Origin of the sequence: Pseudomonas sp. B21-051, from assembly GCF_024748795.1 — a bacterium.
Classification (GTDB): domain Bacteria; phylum Pseudomonadota; class Gammaproteobacteria; order Pseudomonadales; family Pseudomonadaceae; genus Aquipseudomonas; species Aquipseudomonas putida_A.
In genome coordinates this window covers 417,372-434,740 of the sequence record NZ_CP087166.1, presented here as the reverse complement: position 1 = coordinate 434,740, position 17,369 = coordinate 417,372, and the positions used below count along the sequence as shown (strand labels likewise).

General features: G+C 61.6%; 15 protein-coding genes and 1 pseudogene. 6 read left to right on the top strand and 10 right to left on the bottom strand.

The window, feature by feature from the left end:
- Positions 1-12: 12 nt before the first annotated feature.
- The 6 genes and pseudogenes from LOY52_RS01910 to LOY52_RS27365 all read left to right on the top strand — a co-directional run bounded on the left by LOY52_RS01910 (position 13) and on the right by LOY52_RS27365 (position 4,357).
- The gene (locus LOY52_RS01910; protein WP_003220847.1) at positions 13-294 is read left to right on the top strand and encodes a twin-arginine translocase TatA/TatE family subunit; all 282 of its coding nucleotides are present in this window, start codon (positions 13-15) and stop codon (positions 292-294) included.
- 9 nt (positions 295-303) lie between these two features.
- Positions 304-756, top strand: a complete 453-nt coding sequence (gene tatB / locus LOY52_RS01905) for a Sec-independent protein translocase protein TatB (RefSeq protein ID WP_258677978.1) — start codon at positions 304-306, stop codon at positions 754-756.
- Positions 753-1,544, top strand: coding sequence for a twin-arginine translocase subunit TatC (tatC, locus tag LOY52_RS01900; RefSeq protein WP_408980416.1), 792 nt, complete (start codon positions 753-755; stop codon positions 1,542-1,544). Before tatB ends, tatC begins: the two co-directional genes overlap by 4 nt.
- Positions 1,541-2,248 carry a 16S rRNA (uracil(1498)-N(3))-methyltransferase gene (locus tag LOY52_RS01895; protein WP_258677977.1) on the top strand — a complete coding sequence of 236 codons (708 nt, stop codon included), beginning with the start codon at positions 1,541-1,543 and terminating at the stop codon, positions 2,246-2,248. The genes tatC and LOY52_RS01895 overlap by 4 nt, the downstream gene beginning before the upstream one ends.
- A 192-nt stretch (positions 2,249-2,440) precedes the next feature.
- Positions 2,441-3,454, top strand: a pseudogene (locus tag LOY52_RS27370) (methyl-accepting chemotaxis protein); the annotation flags it as partial.
- A gap of 30 nt (positions 3,455-3,484) precedes the next feature.
- Positions 3,485-4,357 carry a methyl-accepting chemotaxis protein gene (locus tag LOY52_RS27365; RefSeq protein ID WP_371915146.1) on the top strand — a complete coding sequence of 291 codons (873 nt, stop codon included), beginning with the start codon at positions 3,485-3,487 and terminating at the stop codon, positions 4,355-4,357.
- A 91-nt stretch (positions 4,358-4,448) separates the two neighbouring features.
- Here the strand turns inward: LOY52_RS27365 and LOY52_RS01885 are convergent, their stop codons facing one another.
- The 10 genes from LOY52_RS01885 to hutH form a co-directional block, all read right to left on the bottom strand.
- On the bottom strand, positions 4,449-5,183 hold the full coding sequence (locus tag LOY52_RS01885) for an amino acid ABC transporter ATP-binding protein (protein WP_095137988.1): 735 nt from the start codon (positions 5,181-5,183) through the stop codon (positions 4,449-4,451).
- Positions 5,176-6,135 (bottom strand): amino acid ABC transporter permease, encoded by a 960-nt coding sequence (locus tag LOY52_RS01880; RefSeq protein WP_108590858.1) that lies wholly within the window; start codon positions 6,133-6,135, stop codon positions 5,176-5,178. Before LOY52_RS01880 ends, LOY52_RS01885 begins: the two co-directional genes overlap by 8 nt.
- A 182-nt stretch (positions 6,136-6,317) precedes the next feature.
- A complete protein-coding gene (locus LOY52_RS01875; RefSeq protein ID WP_258677973.1) occupies positions 6,318-7,115 on the bottom strand; it encodes a transporter substrate-binding domain-containing protein in 798 nt (265 codons plus the stop codon).
- A gap of 237 nt (positions 7,116-7,352) precedes the next feature.
- Positions 7,353-9,923 (bottom strand): glucans biosynthesis glucosyltransferase MdoH, encoded by a 2,571-nt coding sequence (gene mdoH, locus LOY52_RS01870; protein ID WP_258677972.1) that lies wholly within the window; start codon positions 9,921-9,923, stop codon positions 7,353-7,355.
- Positions 9,916-11,700: a glucan biosynthesis protein G gene (locus LOY52_RS01865; RefSeq protein WP_169842613.1), complete on the bottom strand. Its 1,785-nt coding sequence runs from the start codon at positions 11,698-11,700 to the stop codon at positions 9,916-9,918. The genes mdoH and LOY52_RS01865 overlap by 8 nt, the downstream gene beginning before the upstream one ends.
- Before the next feature lie 307 nt (positions 11,701-12,007).
- The gene (gene dtd, locus LOY52_RS01860) at positions 12,008-12,445 is read right to left on the bottom strand and encodes a D-aminoacyl-tRNA deacylase (protein WP_183783804.1); all 438 of its coding nucleotides are present in this window, start codon (positions 12,443-12,445) and stop codon (positions 12,008-12,010) included.
- Positions 12,442-13,413: a prolyl aminopeptidase gene (pip, locus tag LOY52_RS01855; RefSeq protein ID WP_003220824.1), complete on the bottom strand. Its 972-nt coding sequence runs from the start codon at positions 13,411-13,413 to the stop codon at positions 12,442-12,444. The genes dtd and pip overlap by 4 nt, the downstream gene beginning before the upstream one ends.
- A gap of 216 nt (positions 13,414-13,629) precedes the next feature.
- Positions 13,630-14,433, bottom strand: a complete 804-nt coding sequence (gene hutG, locus LOY52_RS01850; RefSeq protein WP_258677970.1) for an N-formylglutamate deformylase — start codon at positions 14,431-14,433, stop codon at positions 13,630-13,632.
- 10 nt (positions 14,434-14,443) lie between these two features.
- Entirely contained in the window at positions 14,444-15,649 is a 1,206-nt protein-coding gene (gene hutI / locus LOY52_RS01845) for an imidazolonepropionase (RefSeq protein WP_258677969.1), read from the bottom strand.
- Positions 15,650-15,751: 102 nt separating this feature from the next.
- Positions 15,752-17,284 carry a histidine ammonia-lyase gene (hutH, locus tag LOY52_RS01840; protein ID WP_258677968.1) on the bottom strand — a complete coding sequence of 511 codons (1,533 nt, stop codon included), beginning with the start codon at positions 17,282-17,284 and terminating at the stop codon, positions 15,752-15,754.
- Positions 17,285-17,369: the final 85 nt, after the last annotated feature.

The following is a 17,369-nucleotide window of genomic DNA, read 5'->3' as shown; positions in this document are numbered from 1 at the left end:
AGGAACAGCAACATGGGCATTTTTGACTGGAAACACTGGATCGTCATTCTGGTAGTCGTGGTGCTGGTGTTCGGCACCAAGAAACTGAAAAACCTCGGCACCGACGTCGGCGAGTCGATCAAGGGCTTTCGCAAAGCCATGAACGATGACGAAAAGCCAGCCGCCGATCCGACCGTGACGCCTGCGCAGCCAGTACCACCGGTGCAGCCGCAAGCCACCGCTCAGGCCAACCCGCCGCACACCATCGACGTGCAGGCGCAGAAAGTCGAAGAGCCGATCCGCAAAGACGTGTGAGACTGACAAATGTTTGGTATCAGCTTCTCTGAACTGCTGCTCGTCGGCCTCGTCGCCCTGCTGGTGCTGGGCCCCGAGCGTCTGCCGGGCGCTGCGCGCACCGCTGGCCTGTGGGTCGGCCGGCTGAAGCGCAGCTTCAACGCGATCAAACAGGAAGTTGAACGTGAAATCGGTGCCGACGAGATCCGTCGGCAACTGCACAACGAGCACATTCTGTCGCTGGAGCAGGAGGCGCGGAAGATTTTCACGCCGGTTCAGCAAGAGCCGACCCCGGTTGAGCATGTGGGTGAGCAGACGATTCACAGCCCTGCCGCAGTCGCTCCGGTGACACCTGCACCCGTTGCCACACAGGCAGAAACGGTGCCCGCATCTGCAGAAATCTCGGTTGAACACGTTGCTCCAGCCGCCGCGCCCTTAGCGCCGGCCCCTCACGACCCTACATTGCCGCCACGAGCCCCATGAGCGATCTTCCCGAAAACGACCAGCACATGCCGCTGGTATCGCACCTCACCGAGTTGCGCACCCGCCTGCTGCGTTGTGTGGCGGCGGTGTTCATCATCTTCGCCGGGTTGTTCGCGTTCACCCAGCAGATCTACACCTTCGTCTCGACGCCGCTGCGCCAGTACCTGCCGGCTGGTGCGACGATGATCGCCACGGATGTGTCGTCGCCGTTCCTGACGCCGCTGAAGCTGACGATGATGGTCTCGCTGTTCCTCGCGATTCCGGTGATCCTGCATCAGATCTGGGGCTTCATCGCGCCGGGCCTGTACAAGCATGAGAAGCGCATCGCTGTGCCGCTGCTGGTGTCCAGCATCCTGCTGTTCTACACCGGCATGGCGTTCGCCTATTACTTCGTGTTCCCGCTGATCTTCAAGTTCTTCGCCGCCGCCACCCCGGCCGGCGTGGAAATGATGACCGACATCACCAGTTACCTCGACTTCGTGATGACGCTGTTCTTCGCCTTCGGCGTCGCGTTCGAAATTCCGGTGGCCGTGGTGCTGCTGGTGTGGATCGGCGTGGTCGACGTCAAATACCTGAAGAAGATTCGCCCTTACGTGATCATCGGCTGCTTCGTGGTCGGCATGATCCTCACCCCGCCGGACATCTTCTCGCAGACCCTGCTGGCGGTACCGATGTGGATGCTGTTTGAAATCGGCATTCTGTTCGGCGGCCTGATCAGCAAGCGCGAACGCCCGGACGAAACGCCAGCCGACGATCACAACGACCAGCCGCCAGCGACCCAGGCATGAACCTGCTGCTGCTCGAAGAGGCCGACTTCATCGCGGCCGACCGCGTCGTGCTGCGTGACCGGCGCCTGACCCACATGCAGGAAGTACACCGCTCGCAAGTCGGTGACAGCCTGCGGGTGGGACGGATCAATGGCTTGATGGGCTCGGCCGAACTGCTGCGCCTTGAAGCTGGCGAAGCCGAGTTGCGTGTCACCCTCGATCAACCACCGCCGGCCAAACTGCCGCTGACCCTGGTGCTGGCCCTGCCACGGCCGAAGATGCTGCGGCGAGTGTTCCAGACCGTGGCGACCATGGGCGTGTCGAAGGTGATTCTGGTCAACAGCTACCGGGTCGAGAAGAGTTTCTGGCAGACGCCGTTTCTCGAGCCGGAAGCGATTCGCGAGAACCTGATCCTCGGCCTCGAACAGGCCCGCGATACCGTGCTGCCGGAGATCATCATCGAGAAACGCTTCAAGCCGTTCGTCGAAGATCGCCTGCCGGCGATCAGCGAAGGCACTCTCGGCCTGGTCGGCCATCCCGGCAATTACCCGCCGTGCCCACGGGCATCAAGCGAACCGGTGACGCTGGCGATCGGCCCCGAGGGCGGCTGGATCCCCTACGAAATCGACCTGCTGGGCAAGTCCGGGCTGCAACCGGTGCAACTGGGCGAACGCATCCTGCGCGTCGAAACCGCCGTCACCGCCCTGCTCGCCCGCCTGTTCTGACACACCGCCCCTGTGTAGGAGCTGCCGCAGGCTGCGATCTTTTGATTTTGTTTTTTACAGCAAGATCAAAAGATCGCAGCCTGCGGCAGCTCCTACAGAGTGGCGGTGTCGGACAAATCGGGTTACAGATTGCCATCACCCAGCCGATACAGTCCCCATAAGTCCAATTAGTGGTCCGAGGGGAGTCGTCGCATGTACCGTTGGTTAGCCGAGAATCTTGGGAACGTCAGCGTCAAACGCAAGCTGGGCATCGGTTTCGGCCTGGTGCTGTTGCTCACCCTGCTGATTACCTTTACCGGCTGGACCGGCATGGGCGGCATCATCAGCCGTGGCGACAAGCTCGGCTTCATCTCCAGCCTCAACGAGCTGACCAAGGACCTGCGCCTGGCGCGTCTGGACTATGAAGCGCGTCGTGGCGAACAAGGCCCGGGCGCGGTCAACGAGTTGCTGGCCAAACTCGCCAGCGGCTTGCAAACCGCGCGCGACCTGATCGAGCAGCCCTCAGATGCGGCCATGGTCGATCAGCAACTGGCCGCTGTCGCCGAGTACAAACGTGCCTTCGCCGACATGACACAGGCCACCGTGCAGCGTGAGGACGCGCGCAGCAAGCTCGGCGCCAGTGCCGACAATGCCGTGGCCAAAGTCTCGGAAGTCGAGAAATCCATGCTGCAGGGTGACAGCGTCGCGCAATTCAACAGCGTGATCGAACTGAGCAAACTGTTGCAGCAAGCGCGCTATCAGGTGCGCGGCTACACCTACAGCGGCAAGGCCGAGGCGGAGCAGCCAGCGCTGGACGCCATCGACAATGCACTGAAAAACCTCGACAGCCTGCCGGCGAAACTGCCCGAACAGCACATCGCCAACCTGCAACAGGCCACCGACTCGATCAAGGCTTATCGCGCGGCGGTCGCTCAGTTCCGCGACTCGCAGGTGAACAATGCCAAGGCCGGGGCAACCATGACGGCTCAGGGCGACATCCTCCTCGACCTCAGCAAGAAGCTCACCGAATCACAAACCGTGGTGCGCGATACCGATACCGCGCACGCCAAGAACATGCTGATCATCGCCACCCTACTCGCCGTGGCCTTCGGTTTGCTGGCCGCATGGGCGATCACCCGGCAGATCATCATTCCGCTGAACCAGACCCTGAAAGTCGCCGAGCGTGTGGCTGCCGGCGACTTGACCCACAACCTGGTGTCGCAGCGTCGCGACGAACTCGGCCAGTTGCAACGTTCGATGCAGAGTATGACCCAAGGCCTGCGCGAGTTGATCGGTGGCATCAGCGACGGCGTCACGCAGATTGCCAGCGCCGCCGAGGAACTGTCGGCGGTCACCGAGCAGACCAGCGCCGGGGTCAACAATCAGAAAGTCGAGACCGACCAGGTCGCCACCGCCATGAACGAAATGGCCGCCACCGTGCAGGAAGTCGCGCGCAACGCCGAGGAGGCTTCCGAAGCCGCCGTGGCCGCCGACCAGCAAGCCCGTGAAGGCGACAAGGTGGTGGGTGAAGCCATCGCGCAGATCGAGCGTCTGGCCGTCGAAGTCGGCCACTCCACCGAAGCCATGGGCGAACTCAAACGCGAGAGCGACAAGATCGGCAGCGTGCTCGACGTGATCAAGTCCGTGGCCCAGCAAACCAACCTGCTGGCGCTCAACGCCGCCATCGAAGCAGCGCGTGCCGGTGAGGCCGGGCGTGGTTTTGCGGTGGTTGCCGATGAAGTGCGCAGCCTCGCCCAGCGCACGCAGAAGTCCACCGAAGAGATCGAAGAGCTGATCGTCGGCCTGCAGAACGGCACCCAGCAAGTGGCGACGATCATGGACAACAGCCGCAGCCTGACCGACAGCAGCGTCGAACTGACCCGCCGTGCCGGGGGCTCACTGGAAAGCATCACCCGTACCGTGTCGGCGATTCAGGCGATGAACCAGCAGATCGCCGCGGCGGCCGAGCAGCAGAGTGCCGTGGCTGAAGAGATCAACCGCAGTGTGCTGAATGTGCGGGATGTGTCGGATCAGACGTCGGCGGCGAGTGAAGAAACGGCGGCGTCGAGTGTTGAGCTGGCGCGGCTGGGGACGCATCTGCAGATGCTGGTGGGGCGGTTCAAGGTCTAAGCATCACAGCAAAAGATCGCAGCCTTCGGCAGCTCCTACAGGTGTACACATGACTCTGTAGGAGCTGCCGAAAGCTGCGATCTTTTTTGCTTTACAAGACCTGCCGCAGGAACGCCTGCGCCCGCGGATCCTTCGGAGCATCAAAGAACTCCGCCGGGGAAGCATCTTCCAGCAGTTTGCCGTGATCGAAGAACAGCACCCGGTCCGCCACTTCCCGGGCGAAACCCATTTCGTGGGTGACGCAAACCATGGTCATGCCTTCCACGGCCAGGTTCTTCATCACGTCCAGCACTTCACCGACCATTTCCGGGTCGAGGGCCGACGTAGGTTCGTCGAACAACATCACTTTCGGGTCCATCGCCAGCGCCCGGGCAATCGCCACGCGCTGTTGCTGACCGCCGGACAGGCGTGACGGGTATTCCCGCGCCTTCTGCGCGATGCCAACCTTTTCCAGCAACGCCAGGGCCTTGGCCTCGCTTTCCTTCTGCCCACGCTTGCGCACGACCTTCTGCGCCAGACAGAGGTTTTCCAGCACGGTCATGTGCGGGAACAGGTTGAAGTGCTGGAACACCATGCCGACTTCGCGGCGGTAGGCGTTGACGTCGGTTTTCGGGTCAGCCAGTTGCAGGCCGTCGATGCTCACCGAACCCGAGTCGAACTCTTCCAAGCCGTTGAGGCAGCGCAGGAAGGTCGATTTGCCCGAGCCCGACGGGCCGATCACCACCAGCACTTCGCCCTTGGCCACCGTGGTGGTGACGTTATCCACCGCCCGGACTACCTGGCCACGGGTGTCGAAGACTTTTACCAGATCGCGGACTTCAATCACTTTGCGCGAGCCTCCGCTCAAGCCGGCTGGCGATTTTCGACAGCGGCAGGTTGATCAACAGGTACAGGCCGGCGACACAGAACAGGATTTCGAACGGCGAGAACGAGGTGGTGATGACTTCACGACCACTTTTCAGCAGCTCGGTAATCGCAATCACCGACACCAGCGAGGTGTCCTTGACCAGGCTGATGAACTGCCCGGCCAACGGCGGCAGCACGCGTTTGAACGCTTGCGGCAGCACCACATGGCGCATCGACTGGCCGGCGCTCAGACCCAGCGAACGCGCCGCTTCGTTCTGCCCGCGGGCAATCGACTGCACGCCGGAACGGATGATCTCTGCCACGTAGGCGCCGGTAAACAGCGACAGCGCGGCGATCCCGGCGAACTCGCGGGACAGGTTCATCACCGTGCCGATGAAGAAGTAGAAGATAAAGATCTGCACCAGCAGCGGCGTACCGCGCACCAGTTCGACGTAGATGCTCGACAGGTCGCGCAGGGTCGGGTTGCTCGACAGGCGGCACAGCCCGGTGACCAGACCGATCAGCAGACCGAGTACGCCCGACACCACCGACAGCCACAGTGTGGTCCAAAGGCCCCACAGCAGCGGCCCTGCCGCCCAGTGCCGGGTCACACCCACGACGTCGCCTTCGGCCACATCGTCGCCCTGCGCGAATTGCAGGCTGTTCTCGTCCACGGTCAGGTGCTGCTCGTCACCGGCATCGTTGCGCAGGGTGACCTGCGCGCTACCGCCCTTGCGCACCAGTTCGGTGACGGTGGAGATGTCAGCGGCGCGCTGGGTTTCCTCGGCCTGATAGGCGAAGTACTGCGGTACGCGGTTCCAGCGCCATTCGTAGGACATCAGCGACGTGGCGTAATACAACGCGCCCGCCAGGCCGACCAGCACCAGCACGGTCAGGACGTGCCAGGGCCATTGGGCTTTTTTCTGTTTCATCTAAGAGCAAATCCATATCGATCAGGATGCTCGCTCCCTCTGTGGCGAGGGAGCTTGCTCCCGCTGGGGTGCGCAGCAGCCCTGAAATCAGCCACCGCGCAACGTCGGGTAGAACGAGTCAACCGGTTTACGACTGCTTCGCAGCCGAGCGGGAGCAAGCTCCCTCGCCACAACGACCGGGCTTATTCCATGTCCTTGAGCCACTCGGTGCTCTTGAACCACTTGTCATGGATGCGATCGTAGGTGCCGTCTTCGTGGATCTGGTGCAGGAAGTTGTTGATGAAGTTGATGCTGTCGTAATCACCCTTTTTCAGACCGAAGGCCAGCGGCTCGTAGGTGAACGGCTTGTCGAGGAACACCAGTTTGCCGGCGCCGACCTTGTTCACCGCGACCACGTTGTACGGCGCGTCGTAGATGAAGGCGTCGGCCTTGCCATTGACCACGTCGAGCACGGCTTCCTGCTCGTTGTCGTAGCCGTGGTACTTGGCTTTGGCGATCAGCTTCTTGGCGACCATCTCACCGGTGGTGCCGAGCTTGGAGGTGATGCGGTAGTCGGCGGTGTTCAGGTCTTTATAGGACTTGATGGTGCCTTCCAGCTCCTTGCGGATCAGCAGAGTCTGGCCGACCACGATGAACGGCTCGCTGAAATTCAAGCGCAGGTTGCGTTCCTGAGTCAGGGTCATGCCGCTGCCGATCACGTCGAACTTGTCGGTCATCAGGGCCGGGATGATCCCGTCGTAACCGGTGGACACCAGTTCGAGTTTGACGCCCATGGCCTTGGACATGGCTTTGAGGATGTCGACTTCGAAGCCGATGATCTCGCCGCGCTTGTTGGTCATTTCGAACGGCATGTAGGTCGGATCCATACCGACTTTCAACGTGCCGCGCTTGACCGCGTCATCGATTGCACCGGCGTGCGCCGCATTGACTGCAACCAGTGCCGTGACGCCGACCAGCAGCATCGACAGATACTTCTTCATCTTCAAGTCCCCAAAACCATTGCATGTGCGGCGCGAAAACCAGCCGTGATGGGCAAAAATGCCCGGGTGCGCCAATTCGGGGACGGATGCTAACGCACTCGTCCGTTTGCACAAGGTTTTTTGCCGGGATTTGTTGTTACGGGGAGGGTTTCAAAAGCAAAAGATCGCAGCCTCCGGTAGCTCCTGCAGGTGTGTACATAACCCTGTAGGAGCTGCCGAAGGCTGCGATCTTTTTTATCAGGCCGGTTGAGCCTGCACGCTCAGCGGTCGCAAAGGCAACAGCGGCGCATGCGGATCGGCTTTCACCGAAGCGCGCCAGGCATCCAGCCACTCGTTGTGACCTTCGGCCCAGACCAGCTCGTGCAGACGCGCCAGGGCCACCGGATCGCTCAGCAGTTGCAGGCGATCATGATTGCTCAGGGCTGCCGGACCCGCCTTGAGGGCGTGACGCACACGCTCCTGACGCAGCCACTCGATCGGCTCGGCCTGACCGTGACGGGCCGTCGCCAGCGAACACGCCAGGGCGTTCTGCTGCGGATCGACCACGGCGCGGATGAAGCCGTCATTCAGTGCATGCCAGCGGTTTTCGTGGGTGTACTGGTCGGTCGCCAGCAGCGCCTGTGGCGGATTGTATTCCTCGGGGATGAGGAACAGGCTCTCGTCACGGGACTTCAGGCCCAGACCGACACGGCTGGAAATCACCGACACCGGGATCGACAGCATCAGCGAACCGACGATCGGCACCAGCCACCACAGGAAGCTCGGGTTCAGCCAGATCACCAGCAGTGCCCAGCAGAAGCCCAACAGGGTCTGCGGACCGTGGCGCTTGACCGCCTCGCTCCATGGCGTGGAGTCGTCGTCACGCTGCGGCGAGTTCCAGGTCGCGGCCCAGCCGAGGAATGCGGCGAGGACGAAACGGGTGTGGAAAATCATCCGTACCGGCGCCAGCAGCATGGAGAACAACATCTCCAGCAGCATCGACAGGGTCACCTTGAACTTGCCACCGAACTCTTTCGCGCCCTTGGCCCAGATCAGGATGATGCTCAGCAGTTTCGGCAGGAACAGCAGCACGATGGTCGTCGAGAACAGCGCGATCGCCTTGTCCGGGTGCCATTGTGGCCACAGCGGATAAAGCTGACGCGGTTCCAGGAAATACTGCGGCTCCATCAGCGTGTTCACCGCCAGCAGCGCGGTGGACAGCACCAGGAAGAAGAACCACAACGGCGCCGACAGGTACGACATCACGCCGGTCAGGAACACCGCGCGGTGCACCGGGTGCATGCCTTTGACCAGGAACAGGCGGAAGTTCATCAGGTTGCCGTGGCACCAGCGACGGTCACGCTTGAGCTCGTCGAGCAGGTTCGGCGGCAGTTCTTCGTAGCTGCCCGGCAGATCGTAGGCAATCCACACGCCCCAGCCGGCACGGCGCATCAGCGCAGCTTCAACGAAGTCGTGAGACAGGATTGCCCCGGAGAACGCACCTTTACCCGGCAACGGCGCCAGGGCGCAGTGGTCGATGAACGGCTTCATGCGGATGATCGCGTTGTGACCCCAGTAGTGGGATTCACCCAACTGCCAGAAGTGCAGACCGGCGGTGAACAGTGGACCGTAAACACGGGTGGCGAACTGCTGCATGCGTGCATACAGGGTGTCCATGCCCGACGCACGCGGCGCGGTCTGGATGATCCCGGCGTCCGGCGTGGCTTCCATCAGGCGTACCAGACTGGTCAGGCACTCGCCGCTCATCACCGAGTCGGCGTCGAGCACGACCATGTACTTGTAGTCACCGCCCCAGCGACGGCAGAAGTCGTCGAGGTTGCCGCTCTTGCGTTTCACACGGCGGCGACGGCGGCGATAGAAGATCTTGCCGAAGCCCTTGGCTTCACGGCAGACGTCCAGCCAGGCCTGTTGCTCGGCGACGCAGATATCGGTGTCGTTACTGTCGCTGAGGACGAAGAAGTCGAAGCGATCCAGATCACCGGTAGCGGCGACCGACTCGAAGGTGGCGCGCAGACCGGCGAATACCCGAGGCACGTCTTCGTTGCAGATCGGCATTACCAGCGCAGTACGGGCGTCTTTCGGAATCGGCTCGTTGCCCGCACTTTTGCCGGAGATACGGTATTTATCGTGACCGGTGAGCAACTCGAGGAAGCCCATCAGTGCCGTCCAGAAACCGGCCGAGACCCAGCAGAACAGAATCCCGAACAGGATCAGGATGCTGGTCTGCAGCGCATACGGCAGCACTTGCGTGGCGGTTTGCAGCAGCGGCTGGTGCAGCACTTCGTCCAGATCGACGAACGACCAGCCCTGGTACGGCATGATGCCTTTCATGTACCAGCCGGCAACGATGGTCTGGCCGAGCATCAGCAGCAACAGAATGTAGCGACGGATCGAACCCACGGTGCGCCAGCGCGCCGCCGGCAAGACGTTTTCGTCCTTCGGCGGCTGTGGCGGATTGGTGCGCCCGGTCAGGCGGCGCCAGCCACGCACCAGAATATTGGTGCGCCATGGCTCCGGCACGACTTTGGTCCGACGGATGGGCGGCGTCGCCTTCATGCTGACCCGACCGCTGGCGTCGAGCACCAGCATCTCCGCGTCTTCAAGCTCTTCGGCGGTGCTCAGGGTCAGGCGCTTGCCCACCGAAGCCTGGGCGGCTTCGGCAGGGGCGTCGAACGTTGACGACGACAGGCGCTGGTGCAGTTCGCTGAAGGACTGGCAGCCCGCGAGTTCCGCGCGCTGCTCGTCGGTCATCGGCAGATGCGCCAGATACTCGGACAGAGTCTCTGGCTGTACTTGAGAGTTACTCATCGGCAGGCAACTGATAGCTCCAGGTCTCGGTCAGGACTTCTTCAGTCGGTGCCGATTCCGGTGTGGCTGGGGCCGCGTTCGCAGCCGCTGGCTGCTTGGCGTCTTTGTTGGCCTTGTCCTTGGCATCTGCGGCTGGCTTGGCGTCGGCCTGTTTGGCTTCGGCTGCCTTGGCTTCCTTCTCTTCCTTCTCTTGTTGCTTGGCCGCGACCTTGTCCGCCTTGGCCACCGACGAATTCGACGCCGGTACCGAAGACTTGGCCAGATCAGCGGTGACCACTGGCTGAACCAGGGCGGCGCGCATCTCGGTGGACTTGCTCGCGTCCTTGATCTTCATCCGCAGGGTCAGGCGCCAGCCCTTGGTTTCCGGGTTGTAACGCACGCTGTTCTCGACCAGTTCGGCGTTATCGCCAACGCTGACCTGACTGCGTACGTCGGCATCCGGGGCCAGAGCCGCCAACGATGGACCTTCGAAGTCGACCAGGTAGGCAACGCTGCCATCCGGTTGACGAATCAGGTTCGACTGCTTGACGTCACCGGTCGAACGCAGGGTCTGCTTGACCCAGGCGCTGTCGGGGGCGTGAATCGCCGCTTCGTCCATGGTCCAGTGCAGACGGTAGGCGAAGTCCAGCGGCTTGCCTGGTTCCGGCATGGTTTCCGGGCTCCAGAACGCAACGATGTTGTCGTTGGTTTCATCGGCGGTCGGAATCTCTACCAGATCAACGGTGCCCTTGCCCCACTCGCCCTTCGGCTCGATCCAGGCGCTTGGGCGCTTGTCGTAGCGGTCGTCGAGGTCTTCGTAGTGGCTGAAGTCGCGGCCACGCTGCAGCAGACCGAAACCACGCGGGTTCTCGACGCTGAAGTTGCTCACGGCCAGGTGTTTCGGGTTGTTCAGCGGACGCCAGATCCACTCGCCGTTGCCGGCGTGGATCGACAGACCGCTGGAGTCGTGCAGTTCACGACGGTAGTTGAGGACTTTCGACGGCTGGTTGGCGCCGAACAGGAACATGCTGGTCAACGGCGCGATGCCCAGTTTGCCGACCTTGTCACGCAGGAACATCTGCGCCTTGACGTCGACAATGGTGTCGCTGCCCGGACGCAGGATCAGGCGATAGGCACCGGTGGCGCGCGGCGAATCAAGCAGGGCGAAGATCACCAGGTGCTTGTCGCCCGGCTTCGGCTGCTGAATCCAGAACTCGCGGAAACGCGGGAATTCTTCGCCCGACGGCAGTGCCGTGTCGATCGCCAGACCACGGGCCGACAGACCGTAAGTGTGACCCTTGCCGACGACGCGGAAGTAGCTCGCGCCGAGCATGGTCATGATTTCGTCTTGCTTGTCAGCCTTGTTGATCGGGTACAGCACACGGAAACCGGCGTAGCCCAGTTGTTCAGTGGCCTTCGGATCGAACTTGAGGTCGCCGAAATCGAAGCGGGTCGGATCGTATTTGATCTCTTCGACGGTGTTCGCCGTGATTTCGTTGATTTTCACCGGCGTATCGAAGTGCATGCCCTGGTGATAGAAGGACAGCTTGAACGGGGTCTTCTGATCGGCCCACTCAGCCTTTTCGGTGAGGAAGCGGATTTTCTGATAATCCGCGAACTTCATGTCACGGAATTCGTTCGGCAGGTTGCTGCGCGGGGCTTCGAACTTCTGCCCGGCCAGCTCTTTAGCCTTGGCTGATACATCGTCAAGATTGAACGCCCAAAGCTGGCCGGCGCTGAGCAGGCACAGGAGCGCCGAGCCGGCTACCAGGGCACTTCGCATGCGTTTGGCAGACATTTTTGCTGCATTACAGGGACTAACAATCACGAGCAACCCTCGCCGAAAACAGATCAAAAAACCAACGGCCAGCTATCTATATGCCAGGTTGGCGAGCATTGTTCCGACTCCGCTGGGGCAAAATGATTCCCCAATCGGATCCAGACAAGTCTCTACCTAAGTCAAAAATGGAACAGCGAACGCTGATCCCCATAGCGCGCGATTATCTAGTAGCCCGCGTGACAACGCATCAGGGGTAACAAAGTATTTATCGCGAAAAACGCCTGTTTTCAGTCGAAAAGCCCTTGAAAAGCTGTTTCAAGCGCTTTCATGTCTGTAACAGGAAGGTTACCGGGCCATCGTTGACCAGGTGCACCTGCATATCCGCGCCGAATCTACCTGATGCCACAGTGCCATGCATCTGTTTCGCTTTGCTGAATAGATAGTCGAACAATTCCTCGCCCAATGCCGGAGGGGCTGCGGTCGAGAAACTCGGGCGCAACCCGCTCCTGGTGTCGGCAGCCAGGGTGAACTGAGAGACCAGCAGCAACCCGCCACCTACATCCGCCAGGGACAGATTCATCTTGCCCTCGGCGTCACTGAATACCCGATAGTTAAGCAGCTTATGCAGAAGTTTGTCGGCACTGGTACGGGTGTCGTCGGGTTCGACCGCCACCAGCACCAGCAAACCCTGATCCACCGCGCCGACTATCTCTCCAGCGACTTCGACCCGTGCACCGCGCACGCGCTGTAACAGCCCCTTCATGCTTCTTCGGGCGGCAGGTCGAGCAGGCGGCGGGCCATGTTGCTCGCGGCACGCACCAGCGCATCGGTGATACCCGGTTCGGACGCGGCGTGACCGGCGTCGCGAATCACCTGCAGCTCGCTGTTCGGCCAGGCCTGATGCAGCTCCCAGGCATTGTCCAGCGGGCAGATCACGTCGTAGCGACCGTGAATGATCACCCCCGGCAGATGAGCGATCTTGCCCATGTCGCGGATCAACTGGTTCGGCTCGAGGAACGCATTGTTGGTGAAGTAGTGACATTCGATCCGCGCGATCGACAGGGCGCGCTGCGGCTCGGAGAAACGGTCGACCACTAGCGGGTTCGGGCGCAGGGTCGCGGTGCGCCCTTCCCACGTCGACCAGGCTTTGGCCGCGTGCATCTGGGCAATCTGATCGTTACCGACCAGACGCTTGTGGAAGGCGCTGAGCAGATCGTCGCGCTCGTCCAGCGGGATTGGCGCGATGTAGTCCTGCCAGTAATCAGGAAACAGACGGCTGGCACCGGCCTGATAGAACCACTCGATTTCCTGCGGACGGCAGAGAAAAATCCCACGCAGGATCAGACCGTGTACGCGCTCCGGGTGGGTTTGCGCGTAGGCCAGCGCCAGGGTCGAACCCCACGAGCCGCCGAACAGCACCCATTTATCGATGCCCAAGTGCTTGCGGATACGCTCGAGGTCGGCGACCAGATCCCAGGTAGTGTTGTTTTCCAGGCTCGCATGCGGGGTGGAGCGTCCGCAGCCGCGCTGGTCGAAGGTGACAATGCGATACAGATTCGGATCGAAATAGCGACGGCTCTGCGCGTCGCAACCGGCACCCGGGCCGCCGTGGATGAACACCACCGGCAAGCCTTCCGGCGAACCGCTTTCGTCGACGTACAGCGTGTGGGTGTCATCGACAGCCAGATCGTGCCGGGCGTGGGGTTTGATCTGCGGAAACAATGTCTGCATTGCGCGCTCCGTAAGGGGTCGAGGTCATCCCTGGGGGGACTTCTATTATTCTGCCGTCCGGCATCATAAACCCGATTTACGTCAATGAGCATGCTTCAGAACACGAATCAAACCTGCACCGCTGTAGGAGCTGCCGCAGGCTGCGATCTTTTGATCTTGCCGTGAAAAATCAGGATCAAAAGATCGCAGCCTTCGGCAGCTCCTACAGGAAGCAGGTCAGGCGGTGTAGTGAGACTTTGCCCAAGCGAGATAGCCCTGCAGCAATTCCTTGAGCACCACCCGCGTCGGCTCCGCCAGATCGGCGCGGTAGCGGAACGGTTCGAACTCTTCCATGTAGGTGCTCTGGCACAACTCCAGTTGCACGGCGTGGATGTTCTCGGCCGGGTTGCCGTAATGGCGGGTGATGTGGCCGCCCTTGAAGCGTCCGTTGAGCACGTGGCTGAAGTTGCCGTGGCGCGCGCAAATGGCTTCCAGTTGCGTCGCCAATTGCGGATCGCAACTGGCGCCGTTGAAGGTGCCGAGGTTGAAGTCCGGCAGTTTGCCGTCGAACAGGTGCGGGATGATCGAACGGATCGAATGCGCGTCGAACAACAGCGCATAGCCGAACTCGGCCTTCAGCCGCGCCAGCTCCTCTTGCAGAGTGCGGTGGTACGGCGTCCAGACCTCTTCCAGGTAGGTCGCGCGCTCTGCTTTCGAGGGTTCGTGCCCTTCCTTGAACAGCGGAATGCCATCGAACAGCGTCGCCGGGTACAGCCCGGTGGTGGCGCCGGCATACAACGGCTTGTCATCGGACGGACGGTTAAGGTCGATGACGAACCGCGAGTATTCGGCGGCCAACGTGCTGGCGCCCAGTTCCTCGGCAAAATCATAGAGCTGCGGAATGTGCCAGTCGGTGTCCGGCAGGCTTTTCGCGTCCGCGATCAGCCCGGCTTCGACCGCAGGCGTCAGGCGCACACCGGCATGCGGCATGCTGATCAGCAGCGGTACGCGACCTTGTTTGAAACTCAGAACCTTATCCACAACCGCTCTCCTACAGACTTGATTCGACGCCGTGACGCACGACGCGTTTGTCCAGATCACCCCCGAGCCAATAGGCCAGGTCCGCCGGACGATCGATGTGCCAGGCAACGAAATCCGCGACCTTGCCGACTTCCAGCGAGCCGTGGGTGTCGGCCATGCCCAGCGCTTGCGCAGCGTGGATGGTCGCGCCCGCCAGGGCTTCTTCCGGGGTCATGCGGAAACAGGTGCAGGCCATGTTCAGCATCAGGCGCAACGACAGCGCCGGCGAGGTACCCGGGTTGAGGTCGCTGGCGATGGCGATTTTCACCTTGTGTTTGCGCAACGCGTCCATCGGCGGCAACTGGGTTTCGCGCAAGAAGTAAAACGCCCCCGGCAACAACACGGCGACGGTGTCGGCTTTGGCCATGGCGATGGCGTCGTCTTCGTCCATGAACTCCAGATGATCGGCGGACAACGCCTTATAACGCGCGGCCAGGCTGGAGCCATGCAGCGACGACAATTGTTCGGCGTGCAGCTTCACCGGCAGACCGAGTTTTTTCGCGGCGATGAACACCCGCTCGACCTGTTCCGGCGAGAACGCCAGATACTCGCAGAACGCATCCACCGCATCGACCAGCCCTTCGGCGGCCAATGCCGGGAGCATCTCGGCGCAGATGTGCTCGATGTAGTCGTCAGCGCGATCCTTGTACTCCGGCGGCAGCGCGTGGGCGGCCAGACAGGTGCTGCGCACGCTGATCGGCAGCTCTTTTTCCAGGCGACGAATGACCCGCAGGATCTTGCGTTCGCTGGCCAGATCCAGACCGTAGCCGGACTTCATCTCGACCGTGGTCACGCCGTCGCGCATCAGGCTTTTCAGGCGTTTCGCGGCGCTGGCGAACAACTCGTCTTCGCTCGCTTCACGGGTGGCGCGCACGGTGCTGGCGATGCCGCCGCCCTGCGCCGCGATCTCGGCGTAGCTGACGCCTTGCAGACGCTTTTCGAATTCGCCGCTGCGGTTGCCGCCGAACACCGTGTGGGTGTGGCAGTCGATCAGGCCGGGGGTGACCCACGCGCCTTGCAGGTCGTTGACCGCCGGGTATTCGCCGGACGGCAGCAGATTGCGCGGGCCGATCCACTCGATGTGCGCACCGGACGTCACGATGGCCGCATCCTCGATGATCGAGTAGACGCCCTGCGCCATGGTTGCGACGTGGCAGTGTTGCCAGAGGGTTTTCATCCCTTAGTCTCCACAGTATTCAAAATCGATTTCGCGAGCAGGCTAGCTCCCACAGTTGACATGCATTCCCCTGTGGGAGCGAGCCTGCTCGCCAAGAGGCCATTACAGGCTAGGCAGCAATTTCGCCGGAACCAATTCGCTCAAGCAGCGCGACGCCAACAGTTCAGTCGCCGCATTGATGTCCGGCGCAAAGAAGCGGTCCTTCTCATAGAACGGCACTTCCTTGCGCAGAATCGCCCGCGCCTGCTCCAGCTTGGCCGAGGTCTTCAGACCGTTACGCAAATCCAGCCCCTGCACCGCCGCCAGCCATTCCACCGCGAGAATCCCGCGAGTGTTCTCGGCCATTTCCCACAGACGCTTGCCGGCGGCCGGAGCCATGGAGACGTGGTCTTCCTGGTTGGCCGAGGTCGGGAGGCTGTCGACCGAATGCGGATGGGACAGCGCCTTGTTCTCGCTGGCCAATGCTGCGGCGGTCACCTGAGCGATCATGAAGCCGGAGTTCACACCGCCATTGGCCACCAGGAACGGCGGAAGTTGCGACATGTGCTTGTCCATCATCAGCGAGATACGGCGTTCGCTCAGCGAGCCGATTTCAGCGATGGCCAGGGCCATGTTGTCGGCGGCCATGGCCACGGGTTCGGCGTGGAAGTTACCGCCGGAAATCACATCGCCTTCAGCGGCGAATACCAACGGGTTGTCGGAGACGGCGTTGGCTTCGACCGCCAGCACGTCAGCGGCCTGACGGAACTGGGTCAGGCAGGCGCCCATGACTTGTGGTTGGCAACGCAGCGAGTACGGGTCCTGAACCTTTTCGCAGTTCTGGTGCGAATCGGAGACTTCGCTGCGTTCACCGAGCAGATCGCGATATGCGGCTGCAGCATCGATCTGGCCTTTCTGGCCTCGAGCGGCGTGAATACGTGCATCGAACGGCGAGCGCGAACCCAATACCGCTTCAACCGTCAGACCGCCCAGTGCGATTGCGCCGGCAAACAGGTCTTCACCTTCAAACAGACCGCGCAGGGCAAATGCGGTGGACACCTGAGTGCCGTTGAGCAGCGCCAGACCTTCTTTCGCCGCCAGGGTCAGCGGGGTCAGACCGGCGACTTTCAGTGCTTCGGTGGCTTCCATCCACTCGCCCTTATAGCGCGCCTTGCCTTCGCCCAGCAGCACCAGCGACATGTGCGCCAACGGTGCGAGGTCACCGGATGCACCTACCGAACCCTTGAGCGGAATATGCGGATAAACCTCGGCGTTGATCAGCGCGATCAGCGCATCGATCACCACGCGGCGGATGCCGGAGAAACCACGGCTGAGGCTGTTGACCTTGAGCACCATGATCAGGCGCACCAGCTCATCGCTGATCGGCTGGCCGACGCCGGCGGCGTGCGACAGCACCAGAGAACGCTGCAGGTTTTCCAGGTCTTCGCTGGCGATGCGGGTCGAAGCCAGCAGGCCGAAACCTGTGTTGATGCCGTAGGCAGTGCGGTTCTCGGCGAGGATCTGCTCGACGCAAGCGACGCTGGCCTCGATCTGCGCCACAGCGCTGTGGTCGAGGGTCAGCTTGACCGGTTGCTGATAGACGTCACGCAGTTGGGCCAGGCTCAGTTGGCCGGGAATCAGGTTCAGCGCAGTCATTAAAATGCTCCTTTTGAACATTGTTATTAACTACCAGTCGCTCCGGAGCATTCCGTTATCCGTCGTTTCTCGTCTTGTGGACGAT